Here is a 16971-nt window from a genome sequence, read left to right on the forward strand (position 1 = left end):
ATTGACCAAAAGGAAAGACCCATGAGCACTACAGAATTAATTTTCGCGAAAAAACCTGGGGCAGAAGTCATCGATGACGGCTGCGATCACACCGCTCTGATTATCTGGCGCATGAACGCTAATGCCCGGGCACGTACCGGTTCGACATTCGTCTTGCCGCCGGTTCCTGAACAGGTTGTGCCTCCCAAGTATGCCAAAACGGCGACCAAAGCCGATAAGCGTACGGTCGGCAAGAAAAAATCCTTAAAAGTCGATTTTCCCACTCGCAACTTAGCGGCGGTAATGATGGGTAAAACCCTGACTTATCGCGGCATCATGACGGCCTTGGATACGTATTACCCAGAACATGGCCTGACGCAGCGACACCTGCAGACCCGTATCCTGACGATGATCAACTCCCCTCATGTCGAAATCACCCGACACGAAAAACCGGTACCGGAATTTACCCTCACTCACGTTGACGGGCAGTTCTACGTCAACTCTGAGAACCAGCAGCATTTAGCGAGAGGGTGACCTATGGCCGGGCAATCGGATTATCTGCCGCCCGGCTTGCCATTCAATCGAGGCGCCTGGACGCAGGAACAACGCGATTTAGAGCAGTTCGACCTGCGCGCCTGTGGCCTGATCCGCGACTTATTCGCGCGCAAGATCAGCCGCACGAAGGTGCTAGTGGCGATTGAAGAGGCGCCGGAGCAATACCGGGAACATTTCAGAGCGCGCCTGAATTATTGGCGTGATCGTAGAGAGGGGAAGGGGCTATGAGACAACTAAAAGGCTGGGTGGTGTGCAATTTGTGGGCGGCGCTGTTTTTGGCGTGCGCGATCTTCGGTGCAGCAGTAGCGGCGGTCGCCGCTTTGGTGGTGGCTGTATGATCTCGGCACCCAGCATCATCATCCCGACTGATATCTCAGAAAAAATTCGTGAAATTGAGGTGGCGTACGATTCCTACACTTACGACCACCGTATTCCTGACGATCATGTGATTATCGTTAACTACTCAGCCGGCAAAGATTCGACAACCACACTCGCAATTGCACACCACCTTTTCGGCGATAAGGTGCGGTCAGTTATGGCGGATACGGACAACGAGCACGAGTTGACGATCAACTATGCAAGACAAATTCACGAGCAAATTGGCTGCGCGCCTATTGAAGTAGTGAAACGTATTTACACTGAGTCGGACTTTGCCAAACGACGCGCCACGGTAGACAAAAATTGGCGCAAAAAGCAGGCAATCCGCATGGGGGCTTACCGTGGTGTCATCATGCCGTCACTTAGTCGCTCAGATACAAAGTTTGGCCAAGCCTGGCAAAGAACGGCCGAGCGCTGGGGTATTGAATTTGAAACTCCTTTAACTGCCGCAATGTCTGTTCTTCACCCAAGCGGAAACAGCTTTCTCGACGCTGCCCTTTTACACGGTAAATTCCCGATGCTGCGCGATAGGTTTTGCACTGACGAGCTGAAAATACAAATCGCATTCGATGCCGTAATGGCCCCATTGCTGAATGATGGAGAGGTGATAGTGCAATGGTCTGGCGTACGTGCGGATGAATCCAGCAAGCGCGCAGGTTACGCTCGATTTGAGGCAGATAAGCGCGACCCTGACTATCTCTTCAACTTTCTACCAATTCATGCTTGGAGCGCCACTGACGTTTTTGCATTGCAAAAGTACTTTGGCATAAAGCCAAACCCGTTGTACCTGCAGGGTGCCGATCGCGTCGGCTGCATGAACTGCGTGTTATGTAACAAAGAGGAGATCGCCCAGACCGCCGCACGCTGGCCAGAACACATCGAGAAACACAGACAATGGGAAGAAAAAGTGCGGCTGGTTAGTCGTTGGGTTCACTGGATGAGCGTCGGTACATTCCGGCAGACCTGGTTCAAGCAGTTTAAACAACCGTTCGGTTGTGTGCCGCAGATCGGACACCTGCTGCCAGAAGTTCAGATTCTGGATTGGTCATCGTTTTATGGCACACGTGCTGGCATGGGCGCACCTGGCGTTGATGATGTTGTTGCGTGGGCGAAAACAGGCCGTGGCGGCAAAGTGTACGACATAGTGCGAGCCAGTATTGACGCGAGCGTTTGCTCATCACGTTACGGTCTGTGTGAATAGGAGAAAGCGATGAGTATTTGGCCAACAGAGGTTCAACAGTGTGCATCGTCAGTATTGCCGGTTCATGCGTTGAGCGGTGAAGAACAGCAGGGCGTCCTGCAGAAAATTAATCAAATGTTCCTCAACCGCGTAAGCCCACAGGAAATCCAGAAAACTGCGCACGCCTGGGCGCGCCAGAAACAGATCGTTGATTTCCGCCCTGATGTGGAAAATGGGCTTGTGGTAGTCGGGTTTGCCGGCGGCGGCGGCAGCTGCGAGGGCATCAAGCAGGCTTTGGGCTTTGAGCCGCACATAGCGATGAATCACAACCCGGTAGCCATGGCTATGCACGCCGTGAATCACCCGCGTACGCTGCATTATCCCGAGGATATTTTCAGCGTTGATCCGAAAATTTCCACCGGCGGCCTGCCGGTGCTGCTGGGTTGGTTCTCGCCGGACTGCCGCCATTTTTCGAAAGCGAAGGGCGGCACACCAGTGAAGAAAGAGATCCGGGGGCTGGCCTGGGTGGTATTGCGCTGGGCGCTGGCGGTGCGACCGCGTTACCTGATGCTGGAAAACGTCGAAGAATTCCGATCATGGGGGCCGCTTAAAGCCGACAAAAAAGGCAATCTGTTCCCGGATCCGGCATACACCGGGGAAACCTTCAGGGCGTTTATCGGCATGCTGAGCAACGGCGTGTCGCCAGATTGTCCGGCGCTGGCTGAGGCATGCGAATTTCTTCGCATCGATATCGACAGCGACGACGCCCGCCGTCTGGTTGCTGGGCTGGGCTATAACGTCGATCACAAAGAGCTACGCGCATGTGACTATGGCGCCCCAACCATCCGCAAGCGCCTGTTTGTCGTCAGCCGTTGCGATGGTGAGGCCGTTGTATGGCCGGATCCTTCACATGGAGCGCCGGACAGTGCCGAAGTGCTGGCGGGGCAGCTGCAGCCCTACCGCACCGCCGCCGAGTGTATCGACTGGTCAATCCCCACACGCAGCATCATGGGCCGCAAAAAGCCGTTGGCGGACAACACGCTGCGCCGGATCGTGAAAGGGTTAAAACGCTACGTTATCGACTGTCCAGACCCGTACATCGTGCAGATCGGGCAAACAGGGTTCGGCGGCGACGGCCGGCAGTATGCCACCGGTACACCTCTGACGACAGTTACAAGCAAAGCCGAGCACCTGTTGATCGAGCCGTTCGCTGTGAAGTGCAATCACACCTCAAACCGAACCAAATACGATTGTTTTCGGGGCCAGTCCGGCCGCCTGCCGCTGCAGACGGTCACGCAAACCCATGGTTTCGCCGTGGCTGCGCCGGTGGTGGTGCGCCAGTTTGGGAACAGCACCGGCCAGCGTGCTGATGCGCCGGTGGGCACGATCATGCCTGGCGGCGGTGGTAAAACGCAGTTGGCCAGCGCAGTGCTGGTGGGCGCTGGCGGCCCGACATATTCCGGTAAGCCGCGCAGCATCGCCACGCCCATGGCAACTATTCCGACGGAATCGCATACCGCAGTGGCCGCAGCACATTTGATCAAACACTACGGCGGGAACTACACCGGCTCCGGGCTGGGAATGGACGAGCCAATGCACACGGTGACTCAGGTCGATCACCACTCCCTTTGTACGTCGCACCTGGTGCAGCTACGTGGTACATGCAAAGACGGGCGGCCGACGAAGGGGCCAGCGCCAACGCTCACCGCCGGCGGCAATCACATCGGGCATGTAACGGCGTACCTGCAGAAATACTACGGCAACGAGAAAGACGGGATCGACGTCGACGCCCCGATGCACACAGTGCCGACGCATGATCGGTTTGGCCTCACCGAGGTGAAATGCGAGCCAACGCTGATCACCGACGACCAGCGTTATAACGCCTGGTGCTGCGCGCGTTTGATGGACAAATTCAGCGACGAACCGGACGACAGTCACCTGTTCCCGGTGCCGCGCCCGCAGTTTATCCAGGTCGGCGAATACATGGTGGTCGACATTTGCATGCGTATGCTTGAACCGCGCGAGCTGTATAACGCCAACGGCTTCCCGCGCAGCTATATCATCGATCAGGATATCGACGGCACTCGTTGGCCTAAATCGGAGCAGGTGGCACGTTGTGGGAACTCAGTGCCGCCGCCGTTTGCTGAGGCGTTGGTACGGGCGAACATGCCGCAATATTGCGTATGGAAGATGGCCGCATAACACAAGCACACCCCGCCATTGCGCGGGGTTTTGTGTGGTGGATAGGTAATTAATGCTGGTTGGATATACAGTAAAATGGGTGGCATGATATTCACAGGATGAAAAGTTGATCGTTAAAACCGATCGATATGACATTCAACGATCTGCGCTGCCTATTTGACCTGACAAAAAACAAGGACTTAGCTCTAAAGGCATGCAGGGAGATGGAGGGATAACAAGTAAACTCAAAGATTGAGGTGTTTATGATTGATTTGAAAGAACTTAATGACCTTCTCCCTGATGATGGCCTTGTTTTAATTCGCAGAGAAAATGGCAAAACGGTAGGTATGCGTTTGGTCAATAGCGACGAACACATTTCGACCCTTAACGCGATGTTGGAAGTAGCAAAATCGGTGGGTTATTCGATTGTCGCCCCTGATGGAAACAAGCTATAATCAATGAGCTGGATTGAACACCCAGCTCATTCACTTCTGAACAACCGCTGCGCTACTGGAGACCCCCAATGGCGCAGCATTCGTACACAAAGACAGCAGGAAATCTACTGGTGCCGACCACTCGGGAAGCCAGGGACTTTCTGCAATCCAAGAAGATCGGCTCCGTTCTTTACGCCGACTTCAAACAGGCCCGAAACCCAGCCTTTCACCGTAAGTTTTTCTCACTGCTGAATCTCGGCTTTGATTATTGGCAGCCGACCGGCGGTACCATATCGCCTGCAGACAAAGCACTGGTAAACGGATACGTAAAATTCCTCGCGTATTACGCCGGCGGTGAAGATGCGCTTCAAGCCGCCGCCGATGAATACCTTGCGGATGTCGCAGAAAAGCGGGCCGGAAATATCAGCGCCGAAAAATCCTTTGAGGCTTTCCGCGCCTGGGTAACTATTCAGGCTGGATTCTACACTGAATTCATCATGCCTGACGGCACCAAACGCCAAGAGCCCAAATCGATATCGTTCGCAAAAATGGACGATATCGAGTTCGGTGAATTTTACAAGTCTGTCCTCGACGTGCTCTGGAACTACATCCTATTCCGCACCTTTCCAGATCAGCAGTCAGCCGAAAATGCTGCTGCCCAGCTTATGGGGTACACGTCATGAGCAAATTAACCGAAGAGGCCCGCGGCCGCGACTGCCAAATCCGGATCCCCGGTATTTGTAATTTTAATCCAGAAACCACTGTGTTGGCGCATTACCGCCTGGCGGGCACCAGCGGCGGCGGCATGAAACCAGACGACGAGCAGGGCGCCTGGGCCTGCAGTAACTGCCATGATGCGATCGATACTCGTACAAAAACTGAATATGACCGTGAAACCCTGCGCCTTTACCACGCCGAGGGCGTATTCCGTACGCAGGCCATTTTGAGAAAGGAAGGAAAATTATGAATCTCGAGTCGGCAGTAAAATACTTCTCACCGAAATCCCCGATACTGGGGGACTCAACACCTGCAACGGCTTCGGATTCTTTAACGATCAGCGATGTTATGGGGGCGCTGGGTATGTGCCAGGCTCAGGCGCAATTGGGCCTGTCGGCGTTCTTGGGAAAGGTTGGCATCAGCGAGGATGACAAGGTAAAGGCAGTTGTTTTGCTGGCTCGGCATAGTATTACGCGCTGCGACAAGGTTGCAGCCATTCGTAAACTTCCGGGCGAGACCAAAGCTCGGGTGGTACTTACCCTGGCGGCATTCGCCTTCCTGGACTTTTCCCGGAGTGCTGCCAGCGAGGTCCCATGCGACGCATGTGATGATGGCTTTATCGAAGAGCGGAAATTTGTCATGAACAAGCTGGCTAAGGCCCACGACACTGTCGACAGCTTTGTGCGCGGAGATTTGCCGGCATCGATTACGCAGATGGATGGTCGGGAAATGCGGGTGAAGCACGCTTTTTATGAAATCACCCGCAGGGTGTGCCCAAAATGCAACGGCAAGCGGATGATAAAAACGGCCTGCAATGACTGCCGCGGTCGTGGAGTGGCCATCGACAAAGAGGAGTCAGAGCGCCAAGGAGTACCGGTGAGGAAACCCTGCAAACGCTGCTCAGGGCGGGGATACGAACGAATTCCCTCGACCCAGGCTTATAGAGCGATAGCGTGTATCACTGAAAGTATCTCATTAGACACTTGGAAAAAATCGGTGAAGCCATTCTATGACGAGATGATCACCCAGTTGGATATCGAGGAGTCGTGGGCAAACACGGCGTTACGGACAACGACTGGATGACAAAATAGCGGGTTATTTTATCGTGAGCTATTTACTTTTCCCGAAACTGTGGTAGTTTCTCTCTAACGATGGGTGTTTTGCGCCTGACGTTGACAAGCCTGCCTCTGTGCGGGCTTTTTGCTATGTGGAGGTTGATATGTAAAGAAATATCAATGGGTATTGTGTGGTTATGCTGACTGCATTAGTATTCGCGCCTCGGCCCTTTAGCTCAGTTGGTTAGAGCGCGTGACTCATAATCGCTCGGTCGCTGGTTCAAGCCCAGCAAGGGCCACCAAACCGCCATTAGCTCAGCAGGAAGAGCAACGACCATTAAGTTGTAGGTACGGGGTTCGAGGCCTCGATGGCGGACCAACGCGGTCATCGTATAATGGCTATTACCTCAGCCTTCCAAGCTGATGATGCGGGTTCGATTCCCGCTGACCGCTCCAGCGTTGATGCCGTAATGCAGGTTGCATTTTTTGTTCAGATGCCACCACCTGAACAGCGGACAGCAGTGCAACCTATGTTGTGGCATGAATTGACAGCCGGGAAAGACCGGCACCTATTTTGACCCTGGCTTAACTCGCCGGGGTTTTTCTATTTTAGGGCTGCGCTGATGCGTGGCCTTTTTTATGTCTTACGCCCGGCGTTCGCTGAGCGAGCAAAGGAGCAAAAAGATGGCTGAGCCTGTAGGGACTACTGGGGCGGCAACAACTGCGTTGACCGGTGTGACCGTAGTCGGGTTGTTATCAGGCGTGGATTCCGGTGTGCTGATCGGCGCGTTTGCCGGGGCTGTAATTTTTGTGATGTCGGCCAGTGAGTTTTCGTGGCTGAAAAAGATGGCACTCTTTGTGGCTTCGTTGCTGGTGGGGATCCTTGCCGCACCGTTTGCCGCAGCCATTATCACGTGGGCAACGCCTGTCGGCATTGAAGCACATGAGCCGGTTGGTGCGCTGGTGGCTTCTGCTATCGCTGTCAGGCTTTTGATGTCAGCCAGCCAAAACCCAACAGGATTCTTCGACCGATTCCGGCGAGGGGGGAGCGATGCTAAATGATTACCTCTTAATCGTTAATGCCATCACCTGTGCGGTGATAGCCGCCCGCATGATGCTGTATCGCCGAAATGGTGCGACGCATAGGCCTCTCGCAGCCTTCTGTGCCTGGTTGCTGATTGTGGCTAGTGCCTCGGTGACCATTCGCATTCTGACTGGCGACTATCACTATTCGAACTGGTCGGAGACATTGATCAACATGGCGTTCTGCGTGGCGGTGATTGCATCGCGTGGCAATGTCATGACCTTGGCTAAACCCTTTCAACGGTAAATATCATGACTTATACATTTAGCCAACGCAGCGAGAAAAATCTCGTTGGTGTTAACCCTGCATTGGTGGCGGTTACCCGTCGGGCACTTGAACTATCACCCGTTGATTTCGGCATCACGGAAGGTCTTCGTAGTCGTGAGCGTCAAAAACAGATGGTTGAAGCTGGGGCCAGCCAAACGATGAACAGTCGCCATCTGACCGGCCATGCCGTGGACGTGGTGGCATATCTCGGCAGCAATATCAGTTGGGAATGGAAATACTACGAACAGATCGCCGCAGCGTTTAAACAAGCAGGTGAAGAGCTGGGGACTGCGGTTGAGTGGGGCGGTGATTGGAAGACTCTGAAAGATGGTCCGCACTTTCAGCTCACGTTTCGGGATTACCCGGCATGAGTGGATGGCTGCAAAAACTGACAAATGGGGGCTTATTGCTCCTGCTGGTGGTATCGATCTGCCTGGGCGGATATAGCTCGCTTTTGTCACATCGGCTGGAGCTGGCACGACAGCAGGTAGCAGAGCAGAAAAAAACGCTGACGCAGCAGGCCGCACTGATCGCCACCATGCAGGAACAGGACGCCCGTAACCGCAAGCTGATGGCCGAACAGCAACAGAGAGAGCAGCAACTGCGCCAGCGGGGCGAAATTTACCAGAGGAAATACCAGGATGCCATCAAAAACGATGAGTGCAGCCGCCGTGATGCTCCTGGCGGTGTGCTTGACCTCCTGCGCGGAACGGATACCAACGCCGCCAGTGCCAATCATCCTGTTGCCCCCTGAGTCAGTATTCAAGCCTTGCGAGGTGCCAACGCTACAAGGCGATACCTGGGGCGACATTGGCAGTCACGCGCTGGCTCTTCAAACAGCGTTATCAATCTGCGCCGGCCAGGTGGCCACGTTGAACCAATGGCGGGAAGTCGCCGGGAGAAAACAATGAGCGAAGCTAAGCCGCAAGATGGCAGCACTGTAACGGGGTATCGTGAACTGTCATTTGGCGAAATCGGGAAGATGAATCAATTCAAAGATATCAGCCGCCAGTTCATCAAACTTCTGCGCGAGCATGTTGGCGATGTCCGGGCCGATTGGGAAGCAACGGATTGGGCTCGCCAGGCTGAGATGGATATGAAGCGAGCTTGTATGGCCGCTTGCCGGTCCGTGGCGAAGCCGGATGCTGATTGCTAACACCATCTGCATTACAGGTGGCATTCACTGAGTGCCATCGATAATGCGCAAGCAAAATAACCAAAGTCGTCTACCTGCACCCACCGCGCACCCAGCGCACCGGCAGGCTGATGGCTTTTTTTATGGAGAATACTATGTCACAACCGGAAGAAAGCGGCCTCGAGCGCGATTACTGTGCCGGTCAACTTTCTCTCCGCGACTTGGCAGAGATACACGGCATCAGTGAGGGGGCAATCAGGAAGCGCGCCAAAAAGCATGGCTGGGTACGCAAGGGAAAGAGCGGTACGCAAAAAGGTACGCAGGTACGCAAAAGCGGTACGCAAAAATCAAAGGTGCGTACTAAGGAAGCGCCCGCCAATCCTGACTCCGGAGAAAATGACACAGAAGGGGGAAGCCCGTCATCGGCAAATACGAAACCGATACGTGGTGCGCGTACCGACCCACCCATTAACGCATTCCAGCCTCGCAACCAGGCGTCGCTTAAACACGGAGGTTATGCCCGTCGTCTATTGCTGAGCGATGAGGTGATAGAGGATGCCAAAGCGCTGACGCTGGAAGACGAGTTGTTCCGGCTGCGTGCTGGCAATTTGGTTGCATCGGAAAACATAGGGCGCTGGCTGACAAAACTTGAAGATGTTGAAGATCCACAGCAGAGAAAAGCGCTGCTTGAAAATATCAGCGCTGCAGAAAAGGCCATGATGCGCAACACCGTTCGCATCGAATCTATTACCGGAACGCTCGCTACTGTCGGAAAAATCTACGTCGACACTGATTATCGTTATGCGGCAACCGAGAAAGTTAGTCTGGAAGCCGAACGACTACAGCTCGAACTTGCTCGGCAGAAGAAAACCAACGGGGATGACAAGCCGGGCGGCCCGCAGATAATTATCAACTTGGTAAATTCTCCCGATGGCGACTGAACACACGATCACGTTCCTGCCGTTCCATGACGGGCAGAAGAAAATTTATCGCTCGCCGGCCAAAAGGAAAGTGATCCGCGCCGGGCGCCGCTTTGGTAAAACCACCATGCTGGAACAGGCCGGCGGCAATTGGGCGGCAAAACAGATGCGCGTGGGCTGGTTTGCACCGTCCTATAAAATCCTGCTGCCCTCGTTTAAGGCCATTCGGGATCTGCTCAAGCCGATCACCACCAGTTCCAGCAAGACGGATTCGATAATCGAAACGATCGGCGGTGGGCAGGTGGAGTTCTGGACGCTGGACAACCCGGACGCCGGCCGCTCCCGTAAATATCACAAAGTCATCATCGACGAAGGCAGCCTGGTTAAAAAGGGTATGCGTGATATTTGGGAACAGGCGATAGAGCCGACGCTGCTCGACTTTGATGGTGACGCCATCATGGCCGGTACGCCGAAGGGCGTGGACGACGAGAACTTTTTCTATCAGGCCTGCAACGATAAATCGATGGGGTGGGAAGAGCATCATGCGCCCACGTCGGCGAACCCGACCATTAACCCCGAGGCGCTGGCGCGAATAATCGCCGGCCGTCCGCCGATGGTGGTTCAGCAGGAATACAACGCTGATTTCGTCGATTGGCGAGGGCAGAACTTCTTCAAATTGGATTGGCTGCTGGAAAACAACGCCCCAGTCGATTACCCGCTTGCCTGCGATACGGTCTATGGCGTGGTTGACTGCGCGCAGAAAGGTGATCTCCAGCACGATGGTTCGGCGTGTATCTGGTTTGCCCTGGATACGTTGCCAGTCCCGCACCTGGTGATTCTGGATTGGGACATTATCCAAATCGACGGTTATTTCCTGAAAGAAATAATCCCGCAGTGGATCGGGAAAACCAAATCGTTGAGCGAAATCTGCAATGCCCGCATGGGTACCACCGGCCTGTTCATTGAGGACAAAGCCACCGGTATCACGCTATTGCAGCAAGGGGCTAACGAGGGCTGGAACGTTCACCCAATCGACAGCGAGCTCACATCGCTGCCCAAAGAGTCCCGCGCCATCAATATTTCCGGGTATGTGGCGTCGGGGAAAGTACGCATTTCGAAATACGCCTATGACAAGCTGGTGGAATACAAGCAGTCGAAGAAAAATCACCTTTTGACGCAAGTTCTCCAGTTCATCATCGGTGAAGAAAACCAGGACGACGACCTGTTTGATTGCTTCAACTACGGCGTCGCGCTGGGCCTTGGTAACGGAGAGGGGTTCTGATGGACACCAACGATCTTTGCATGGGTAGCAACGCTGGCGTCCTCAGCCAGATCCTTGAGGGTGACAGTATTGAGCCAGGTGCCCAGGCCGGTTATGAGCTGTGCAAACTGATTTACCTGTTTCACCCGCTGGGCGGGAAGATGGTCGACCGCCCGATTAAGCTGGCTATGGCTGAGCCGCGAGTTGTCCGCGTGACGCGTGGCCCGGATAAGCGGTTGAGCGAAGCGTTCGAGCGAGAGTGGAAAGCCCTCAAGGCGGACCGTCTCATTGCCAACGTGGCGCGCCAGTCGCGTATTTATGGCGTTGGCGCTGTCGTGATGCTGATTGATGGTGAACCTACCAACGAAGCGGCCGAATACGACAGCCTGTATAAGAAGGCGCTCACTTTTAACGTTCTGGACCCGATGAATACGGCGGGATCCATCGTGTTGGATCAGGACCCGAACAGCGCGGATTTCCAGAAAGTCGGCAGCGTCACGGCAGCAGGGAGGCCTTATCACCAAAGCCGCTGCTGCGTGATGATGAACGAAGACCCGATTTATCTGGCTTACACGCCGTCGTCCTTCGGCTTCGCAGGCCGCAGCGTTTACCAACGGGCATTGTACCCGCTGAAATCCTTTATCCAGTCGATGCGCGCTGACGACATGGTGACGGTAAAAGCCGGGTTGCTGGTGGCGTTTATCAAACAGGCCAGTTCCATTGTTAACGCCGCGATGCAGAAAATGTCCGGCATCAAGCGCTGGATGCTGAAACGCGGTGGCAATGGCGATGTGCTTCAGGTCGGCGAGAGCGACAAAATCGAATCGCTCGACATGCAGAACTTGGAAAAGCCGCTGGATACAGCCCGCAAGCATATTCTGGAGAATATCGCCGCTGCCGCTGATATGCCGGCGCTTTTGCTTAACAACGAGACGTTTTCCAACGGATTTGGTGAGGGGAAGGAGGACACCAAGTACGTCGCCCAGTACATCGATGATGTGCGTAAGGATCTACAGCCGCTTTACGATTTCTTTGTGCGGATCGTCCAGTACCGCGCCTGGTCGCCGGAATTTTTCGAGGCGCTGAAAAACGATATTCCAGAATACAAAAATGTTACCTGGCAATCGGCATTCAGCTCGTGGGTGGGAAATTTCGATTATGTATGGCCGTCCTCCCTGAAAGAGCCGGAAAGCGAAAAGGTCAAAGTCGATGAAACGCGCTTCAAGGCGATCACCGAGATGCTGACCGTGCTTCTGCCGCAACTTTCCAGCGATCCAGAAAACCGGGCGACGCTGATCAAGTGGGCCTGCGAAAACGCCAACATGAACGAGCATTTATTTGCTGATCGCCTGGAGCTGGATTACGAACTGCTTGAACAGAATCCACCTAAGGTGACAGCGCCACCAGACGGAGAAAACCCCGATGAGCCCCTTTCTCAGAGAGCTGCGTGACGCCATAAAGGACTTTCTGGAGCACGGCTACAGCAGTGAGGAACGCCTGCTTATGTGGACCGAGCGCCTGAGAAACGCCACGGAGGAAAAAATAGGCGGGGAGGATTTTTACCGCTACGCAGCGCGCCGGCTAACGGCGGCTTACGATTTGGAGATTGGGCGTGAAAGAGCGCTTAAACGGCACCTTGGCGTCTCCCGATTCACGTTGAATTACGTTGAACCCAAGCTGCGCGCGGAGCTGGACCGGCGGATTATGGCTTCTGCCGACCTGATAAAGCTGAACCGCACGCAGGCGGTAAATCGGACCATTCAGCGATTTAGCGGATGGGCCACCAGTATCCCGCCGATTAACGCCCTAAGCCCTGGGCTTTCAGCGTCATCGCGTAGTGGTGTGATAGACACCAGCCAGCACATCGCCAAATCGGCCAGGCAGATTGATTTTGAGCAGCGGCGCGTGATGGTGGATCAGACGCACAAGCTGATCGCCAATATCGACAACATCATCGCCACCGAGGGCGGCGCGATTGCTGCCGTTTGGCACAGTCACTGGCGCCAGCCTAATTACGATTACCGGGAGCCACATAAGGACCGTGATTTAAAGGTATACGCCATTCGCGGCAACTGGGCGCTGAAAAAGGGATTTATGCGCGCCGGCACGGCGGGTTATCTCGATGAAGTCACCCAGCCCGGCGAGGAAGTTTTTTGCCGGTGCTATCTCACCTACATCTACAACGTGCGCAGCCTGCCTGACGAGATGAAAACCGATAAGTGGAAGAAATTCACCGAAGGGAATTTGTCTGTTGGCCGGCGTGCGGCGAATTTTGAGGGCATACGCACAGGAGGGTAAGTGGAAACCTACGCTGCCGGGATTTTATTCAAATCCGCCGGAAAGGTTTTTCTGGTTAAGCGTGGGGATGACGGTTCGTGGGCGGTGCCGGGTGGGAAGCTCGAAGAGGGGGAAACACCCGAAGCCGCTGCAAGGCGTGAGGTGCTGGAGGAATGCGGCGTTGACTATGCCGCACCGCTGACGCCGCACGCTCTGATTGATGGCTATGTCACCTATATTGCCGAGGGGGGCGAACAATTCGAGGCGGTTCTGAATGAGGAAAATCAGGCGTATGGCTGGTTTTCGCTGGATGAACTCCCCGAGCCGTTGCACCCCGGCATGGTGGCGATGCTTGAGGCCGAGCCGCTTAATGAAATGGACGTCGCCGGGCTGATCTCCGGCGGCCAACTCACATCCCCGCAGTTTTTCAGAAATATGTATCTGTGGGCGCTGCGTATCACCGGCACGGGTGTTACCTGGCGCTCCAAGTTCAGGCAGTACGCCTATCGCTCACCCGAAAATTATCTCACTGACGAGTTTCTCGCCCGGTGCTCAGGCCTGCCGGTTATCTGGTGGCACCCTGAAAAAAACGTACTGAACAGTGAGGAATTTGCCGCGAGGACAATCGGGGCGATCGCCTTTGCCTGGATCCAGGGTGACGAGGTGTGGGGAATGGCCCGCATCTATGACACTGACGCCGCTGTCAACCTTTCCACGCGGCAATTAAGCACATCCCCCACGGTGACGGGCGGCGACGACGTTTTGATCAACGTCGACGGCGAACCGCTATTGCTGGAAGGAAACCCGGTTTTGCTGGATCACCTGGCTATTTGCGAGCAGGGCGTCTGGGACAAGCTGGGCGATCCCGCTGGGGTTAAATCCGACACATTGAACGAGGTCCAGAAAATGGATGAAGAAAAATTAGTTGAGCTGATTAACAAGGTTTTGGACGCTCGCGATGCTAGCGCCAAGCCCGATGCAGTACCCGAGCCTGAGCCAACTCCGACACCGGAACCAACGCCGGAACCAGTTCCTGAACCGCCAAAGGTAGAGGAGAAAGCAGATACCATCAATCAGCCGGTCACCCCAGCAGAAGAAAACAAAGCTGATGCTGAGGCCGAATTGAAGAAAATTCGTGCAGACATGGAAGAAATGAGAAGCCGTATCCCTCAGGAGATCAGCGACGAGGAGCGCAACGAAATCGCCGACACGCAGTGCAAGGCCGACAGTGTGTTTGCGTCCTTCGGCGAGCGCGCGCCGCAGCCGATGGCCGGCGAACGCGTCATGCCTTACCGCCGCCGCATCATGACCCGCCTGCAAAAATACTCCGCCGATTATAAAGAGGTGGATCTGCATACGATTGCCGACAGCCAGCTGTTGAGCATCGCTGAGAAAAAAATCTATGCGGATGCGCAGGCGTCGGCGGCTTCCAGTCTGGAACCGGGCTCAGGCTTGCGCGAAGTGGTGCGTACCGATGCCACCGGCCGCCGGATCAGCAACTTTATCGGTGAACCATCTGCGTGCTGGGCACCTTTCCAGGCGGTTAGCCGCAAACTCTCTGGTATCAACCAGTAATCACTCGGAGAACATAAAACATGTCGAGCGTTTTGACAGTTAATCCCATGCAGACCACCAACGCCCTCGGAACGTTTTATACGAAATCCGATGGTCTGATTCAGGGTATGGCGCTGGATGATCCGGCGGCGCGTTATGCGCTGGCCTCCGGTACGTTGGCAAATAGCGAAACCCTCCCACTGTGGGGCGGTGTCGCTGTGAATGAGTTGGTTCCGGGCGTCTCTTCTGCACCGCGAGGCACGACCATCAAGCGCGCCACTTCGATTGCCGATCTGGTGGGGATCTCGGTGTTTAACCAGGCCCATAACGGTTTAACCACGCCGCAATCGCCGGTGCCGTTGTACCTGAGCAACATGAGCGTGTCGTTCTATCGCTTTGGCTCGGGTATGCGTGTCCCGGTGAAAGCCTCTGATGCGCTTATCACCCTCGGGAGTAACACTGCGGGCATGTCGGTGAATCAGCCGTTGGTGTGGAATTTCGCGACCGACAGTCTGGATGTGTTCAGCACCGCGGCTGCCGACGTTGAGACCACCGCGATCAACTGGACAGCGCCTGCGGGGAATGCCGCCGGGTTTGCCACGGCGACGACGGCCAGCGCGCATAACCTAGCAGTGGGGGCTTACGTCACCATTACCGGGGCGGAACCGGCAGCCTATAACGGCACGGTTCAAGTGCTCAGTGCGCCAACCGCAACCAGTTTCACCTTCACCCCGGTATCGGTGCCATCTGGCAACGCCACCAAGCAGGGCACCGTTGGCGCAGCAGATAAATCCGCTGTCGCGCTGCCGGTAAAAATCATTGAAATGCAGAAGGGTAACAGCAAAACCGTGGCTTACGATTCGGCTACGGGCTTTGCTACCTGGAACGACAGCGGAAACGCTGCGGTAATTCTGCTGTAACCAGGAGAGGCTAAGAGATGCCAGCTATTACACCGTCCTATCAAATTGTTAACCCGTCGTACATCATGCCGGAAATGATCCTGAGCTATCAGCAGGCATCCGGTGCCTTTTCGGTTATGGCCAGCGGTAATCCGCTGGTTCGTTTGTCGGAGGGGGATCAATACGTCTACATGAAACGCCTGGATATTCGTACCCAGGTGACCAGCAGCCAGTCTGGCAACGCCAACCAGCTCCCTTCGGTGGCGCTGGATGCGCGGATGATTAGCACCCCGACGTATATGTTCCGTGCGCGCGCCATTTACGATCATCACGATATGGCCGCAGCCGGCAACTGGGGCATTGCTCTCCCAGAAGCGCAACGTCTTGGCACCCGCCAGGCAATTTTCCAGCAGCTGCGCGGCGCTTTGCTGTACGGCATGAACCCGGCAGGCGGCGAGGGCGTACTGAACACCAACGGTGCGACCACGATCAGCCTGCCGGCAGATAGCAACGGTAATACCACCGTACTGACCTATGACCACGGGCAGATGGCGGTATTCCTGCTGGCGCAGATCCAGGCGATTCGCACGCGTACCATGCAAATGGGGCGCCCGTCTCGCATGGTTATTCTGGGTCCGCAGCGCACCCTCGGCACGATGGAGATGCAACAAATCGTCCAACTGACCAGCTATCAGCGGCCGGGTGGCGGTACGTCGACGGTGAAAGGCACTGTGGCGAACGTGGCCGATGAAGCCGATTGCGGCATCGACTGGGTATATGACGACACGCTGATCGGTGCCGGTGCTAATGGTACCGACGCGATCATTATCGCGATGCCTGAAGTTGAGCGGCCGGAGGTGAATGCGAAAATCAACACCAACGAATTCGCCAAACTGAGCCCGTCACTGGAGGCCACGTCGTTGATGCTGTGCGACATGGCCGCGCCGCGTGAAATTCCAACCCCGATCGCCGGTGGCGCTATCGATGTGCTGTCGGAAATGCGATCCACCTCAGGTTGGGTGCTGCGTCCTGAGGCATTGACCGTCATTTCAATGAAATACAGCGACTAATACCGCCGCGTCAGTTTCCCTGCGC

21 protein-coding genes and 3 tRNA genes are annotated in these 16971 nt (G+C 55.2%); all 24 read left to right on the forward strand.

The window, feature by feature from the left end:
- The first annotated feature begins 21 nt into the window (after positions 1-21).
- The 24 genes from ACJ8PN_RS04730 (at position 22) to ACJ8PN_RS04845 (ending at position 16946) form a co-directional block, all read left to right on the forward strand.
- Positions 22-513 carry a hypothetical protein gene (locus tag ACJ8PN_RS04730; protein ID WP_442534646.1) on the forward strand — a complete coding sequence of 164 codons (492 nt, stop codon included), beginning with the start codon at positions 22-24 and terminating at the stop codon, positions 511-513.
- Positions 514-516: 3 nt separating this feature from the next.
- A complete protein-coding gene (locus ACJ8PN_RS04735) occupies positions 517-762 on the forward strand; it encodes a hypothetical protein (RefSeq protein ID WP_442534647.1) in 246 nt (81 codons plus the stop codon).
- 106 nt (positions 763-868) lie between these two features.
- The gene (locus ACJ8PN_RS04740; RefSeq protein ID WP_442534648.1) at positions 869-2113 is read left to right on the forward strand and encodes a phosphoadenosine phosphosulfate reductase domain-containing protein; all 1245 of its coding nucleotides are present in this window, start codon (positions 869-871) and stop codon (positions 2111-2113) included.
- A gap of 9 nt (positions 2114-2122) precedes the next feature.
- Positions 2123-4294, forward strand: a complete 2172-nt coding sequence (locus ACJ8PN_RS04745) for a DNA cytosine methyltransferase (protein WP_442534649.1) — start codon at positions 2123-2125, stop codon at positions 4292-4294.
- 242 nt (positions 4295-4536) lie between these two features.
- Positions 4537-4728: a hypothetical protein gene (locus ACJ8PN_RS04750; RefSeq protein WP_436331148.1), complete on the forward strand. Its 192-nt coding sequence runs from the start codon at positions 4537-4539 to the stop codon at positions 4726-4728.
- Between the two features lie 68 nt (positions 4729-4796).
- Positions 4797-5390: a DUF1367 family protein gene (locus ACJ8PN_RS04755; RefSeq protein ID WP_310677627.1), complete on the forward strand. Its 594-nt coding sequence runs from the start codon at positions 4797-4799 to the stop codon at positions 5388-5390.
- Complete coding sequence (locus tag ACJ8PN_RS04760; protein ID WP_442534650.1) at positions 5387-5674, forward strand: DUF1364 domain-containing protein; 288 nt, start codon at positions 5387-5389, stop codon at positions 5672-5674. Before ACJ8PN_RS04755 ends, ACJ8PN_RS04760 begins: the two co-directional genes overlap by 4 nt.
- Complete coding sequence (locus ACJ8PN_RS04765; RefSeq protein ID WP_442534651.1) at positions 5671-6507, forward strand: antitermination protein Q; 837 nt, start codon at positions 5671-5673, stop codon at positions 6505-6507. The genes ACJ8PN_RS04760 and ACJ8PN_RS04765 overlap by 4 nt, the downstream gene beginning before the upstream one ends.
- A gap of 197 nt (positions 6508-6704) precedes the next feature.
- Positions 6705-6781 (forward strand) — tRNA-Ile (locus ACJ8PN_RS04770).
- Positions 6782-6783: 2 nt separating this feature from the next.
- Positions 6784-6858: transfer RNA gene (locus ACJ8PN_RS04775), tRNA-OTHER, on the forward strand.
- A gap of 2 nt (positions 6859-6860) precedes the next feature.
- Positions 6861-6935 (forward strand) — tRNA-Gly (locus tag ACJ8PN_RS04780).
- A 228-nt stretch (positions 6936-7163) separates the two neighbouring features.
- Positions 7164-7541, forward strand: a complete 378-nt coding sequence (locus ACJ8PN_RS04785) for a putative holin (RefSeq protein WP_048794968.1) — start codon at positions 7164-7166, stop codon at positions 7539-7541.
- The gene (locus ACJ8PN_RS04790) at positions 7531-7809 is read left to right on the forward strand and encodes a phage holin family protein (protein ID WP_442534495.1); all 279 of its coding nucleotides are present in this window, start codon (positions 7531-7533) and stop codon (positions 7807-7809) included. The genes ACJ8PN_RS04785 and ACJ8PN_RS04790 overlap by 11 nt, the downstream gene beginning before the upstream one ends.
- 5 nt (positions 7810-7814) lie before the next feature.
- Positions 7815-8201 carry a M15 family metallopeptidase gene (locus ACJ8PN_RS04795; protein WP_442534652.1) on the forward strand — a complete coding sequence of 129 codons (387 nt, stop codon included), beginning with the start codon at positions 7815-7817 and terminating at the stop codon, positions 8199-8201.
- The gene (locus ACJ8PN_RS04800; RefSeq protein ID WP_442534653.1) at positions 8198-8584 is read left to right on the forward strand and encodes a DUF2570 family protein; all 387 of its coding nucleotides are present in this window, start codon (positions 8198-8200) and stop codon (positions 8582-8584) included. Before ACJ8PN_RS04795 ends, ACJ8PN_RS04800 begins: the two co-directional genes overlap by 4 nt.
- On the forward strand, positions 8505-8741 hold the full coding sequence (gene lysC, locus ACJ8PN_RS04805) for an Rz1-like lysis system protein LysC (RefSeq protein ID WP_442534654.1): 237 nt from the start codon (positions 8505-8507) through the stop codon (positions 8739-8741). The genes ACJ8PN_RS04800 and lysC overlap by 80 nt, the downstream gene beginning before the upstream one ends.
- Positions 8738-8986: an Acb2/Tad1 domain-containing protein gene (locus ACJ8PN_RS04810; RefSeq protein WP_055312916.1), complete on the forward strand. Its 249-nt coding sequence runs from the start codon at positions 8738-8740 to the stop codon at positions 8984-8986. Before lysC ends, ACJ8PN_RS04810 begins: the two co-directional genes overlap by 4 nt.
- Positions 8987-9120: 134 nt before the next feature.
- Positions 9121-9906 (forward strand): hypothetical protein, encoded by a 786-nt coding sequence (locus ACJ8PN_RS04815; protein WP_442534655.1) that lies wholly within the window; start codon positions 9121-9123, stop codon positions 9904-9906.
- On the forward strand, positions 9896-11167 hold the full coding sequence (locus ACJ8PN_RS04820) for a hypothetical protein (protein WP_240285334.1): 1272 nt from the start codon (positions 9896-9898) through the stop codon (positions 11165-11167). Before ACJ8PN_RS04815 ends, ACJ8PN_RS04820 begins: the two co-directional genes overlap by 11 nt.
- Complete coding sequence (locus ACJ8PN_RS04825; protein ID WP_442534656.1) at positions 11167-12597, forward strand: anti-CBASS protein Acb1 family protein; 1431 nt, start codon at positions 11167-11169, stop codon at positions 12595-12597. Before ACJ8PN_RS04820 ends, ACJ8PN_RS04825 begins: the two co-directional genes overlap by 1 nt.
- Entirely contained in the window at positions 12569-13444 is an 876-nt protein-coding gene (locus ACJ8PN_RS04830; RefSeq protein ID WP_171884881.1) for a hypothetical protein, read from the forward strand. The genes ACJ8PN_RS04825 and ACJ8PN_RS04830 overlap by 29 nt, the downstream gene beginning before the upstream one ends.
- Entirely contained in the window at positions 13445-14998 is a 1554-nt protein-coding gene (locus tag ACJ8PN_RS04835; protein ID WP_442534657.1) for an NUDIX hydrolase, read from the forward strand.
- 20 nt (positions 14999-15018) lie between these two features.
- Complete coding sequence (locus ACJ8PN_RS04840) at positions 15019-15897, forward strand: hypothetical protein (protein WP_442534658.1); 879 nt, start codon at positions 15019-15021, stop codon at positions 15895-15897.
- A gap of 17 nt (positions 15898-15914) precedes the next feature.
- Positions 15915-16946: a major capsid family protein gene (locus tag ACJ8PN_RS04845; protein ID WP_070914870.1), complete on the forward strand. Its 1032-nt coding sequence runs from the start codon at positions 15915-15917 to the stop codon at positions 16944-16946.
- Positions 16947-16971 lie beyond the last annotated feature (25 nt).

Origin of the sequence: Serratia sp. CY76391, from assembly GCF_052166695.1 — a bacterium.
GTDB lineage: Bacteria > Pseudomonadota > Gammaproteobacteria > Enterobacterales > Enterobacteriaceae > Serratia > Serratia nematodiphila.

Excerpts from the sequence above, each read along its gene's own strand:
- ACJ8PN_RS04840 (WP_442534658.1), top strand. The coding sequence starts at position 15,019 with ATGTCGAGCGTTTTGACAGTTAATCCCATGCAGACCACCAACGCCCTC.
- ACJ8PN_RS04795 (WP_442534652.1), top strand. The coding sequence starts at position 7,815 with ATGACTTATACATTTAGCCAACGCAGCGAGAAAAATCTCGTTGGTGTT.
- ACJ8PN_RS04750 (WP_436331148.1), top strand. The coding sequence starts at position 4,537 with ATGATTGATTTGAAAGAACTTAATGACCTTCTCCCTGATGATGGCCTT.
- ACJ8PN_RS04730 (WP_442534646.1), top strand. The coding sequence starts at position 22 with ATGAGCACTACAGAATTAATTTTCGCGAAAAAACCTGGGGCAGAAGTC.
- ACJ8PN_RS04735 (WP_442534647.1), top strand. The coding sequence starts at position 517 with ATGGCCGGGCAATCGGATTATCTGCCGCCCGGCTTGCCATTCAATCGA.
- ACJ8PN_RS04790 (WP_442534495.1), top strand. The coding sequence starts at position 7,531 with ATGCTAAATGATTACCTCTTAATCGTTAATGCCATCACCTGTGCGGTG.
- ACJ8PN_RS04820 (WP_240285334.1), top strand. The coding sequence starts at position 9,896 with ATGGCGACTGAACACACGATCACGTTCCTGCCGTTCCATGACGGGCAG.
- lysC (WP_442534654.1), top strand. The coding sequence starts at position 8,505 with ATGCTCCTGGCGGTGTGCTTGACCTCCTGCGCGGAACGGATACCAACG.
- ACJ8PN_RS04745 (WP_442534649.1), top strand. The coding sequence starts at position 2,123 with ATGAGTATTTGGCCAACAGAGGTTCAACAGTGTGCATCGTCAGTATTG.
- ACJ8PN_RS04755 (WP_310677627.1), top strand. The coding sequence starts at position 4,797 with ATGGCGCAGCATTCGTACACAAAGACAGCAGGAAATCTACTGGTGCCG.
- ACJ8PN_RS04815 (WP_442534655.1), top strand. The coding sequence starts at position 9,121 with ATGTCACAACCGGAAGAAAGCGGCCTCGAGCGCGATTACTGTGCCGGT.
- ACJ8PN_RS04740 (WP_442534648.1), top strand. The coding sequence starts at position 869 with ATGATCTCGGCACCCAGCATCATCATCCCGACTGATATCTCAGAAAAA.
- ACJ8PN_RS04830 (WP_171884881.1), top strand. The coding sequence starts at position 12,569 with ATGAGCCCCTTTCTCAGAGAGCTGCGTGACGCCATAAAGGACTTTCTG.
- ACJ8PN_RS04785 (WP_048794968.1), top strand. The coding sequence starts at position 7,164 with ATGGCTGAGCCTGTAGGGACTACTGGGGCGGCAACAACTGCGTTGACC.
- ACJ8PN_RS04845 (WP_070914870.1), top strand. The coding sequence starts at position 15,915 with ATGCCAGCTATTACACCGTCCTATCAAATTGTTAACCCGTCGTACATC.
- ACJ8PN_RS04765 (WP_442534651.1), top strand. The coding sequence starts at position 5,671 with ATGAATCTCGAGTCGGCAGTAAAATACTTCTCACCGAAATCCCCGATA.
- ACJ8PN_RS04810 (WP_055312916.1), top strand. The coding sequence starts at position 8,738 with ATGAGCGAAGCTAAGCCGCAAGATGGCAGCACTGTAACGGGGTATCGT.
- ACJ8PN_RS04800 (WP_442534653.1), top strand. The coding sequence starts at position 8,198 with ATGAGTGGATGGCTGCAAAAACTGACAAATGGGGGCTTATTGCTCCTG.
- ACJ8PN_RS04760 (WP_442534650.1), top strand. The coding sequence starts at position 5,387 with ATGAGCAAATTAACCGAAGAGGCCCGCGGCCGCGACTGCCAAATCCGG.
- ACJ8PN_RS04825 (WP_442534656.1), top strand. The coding sequence starts at position 11,167 with ATGGACACCAACGATCTTTGCATGGGTAGCAACGCTGGCGTCCTCAGC.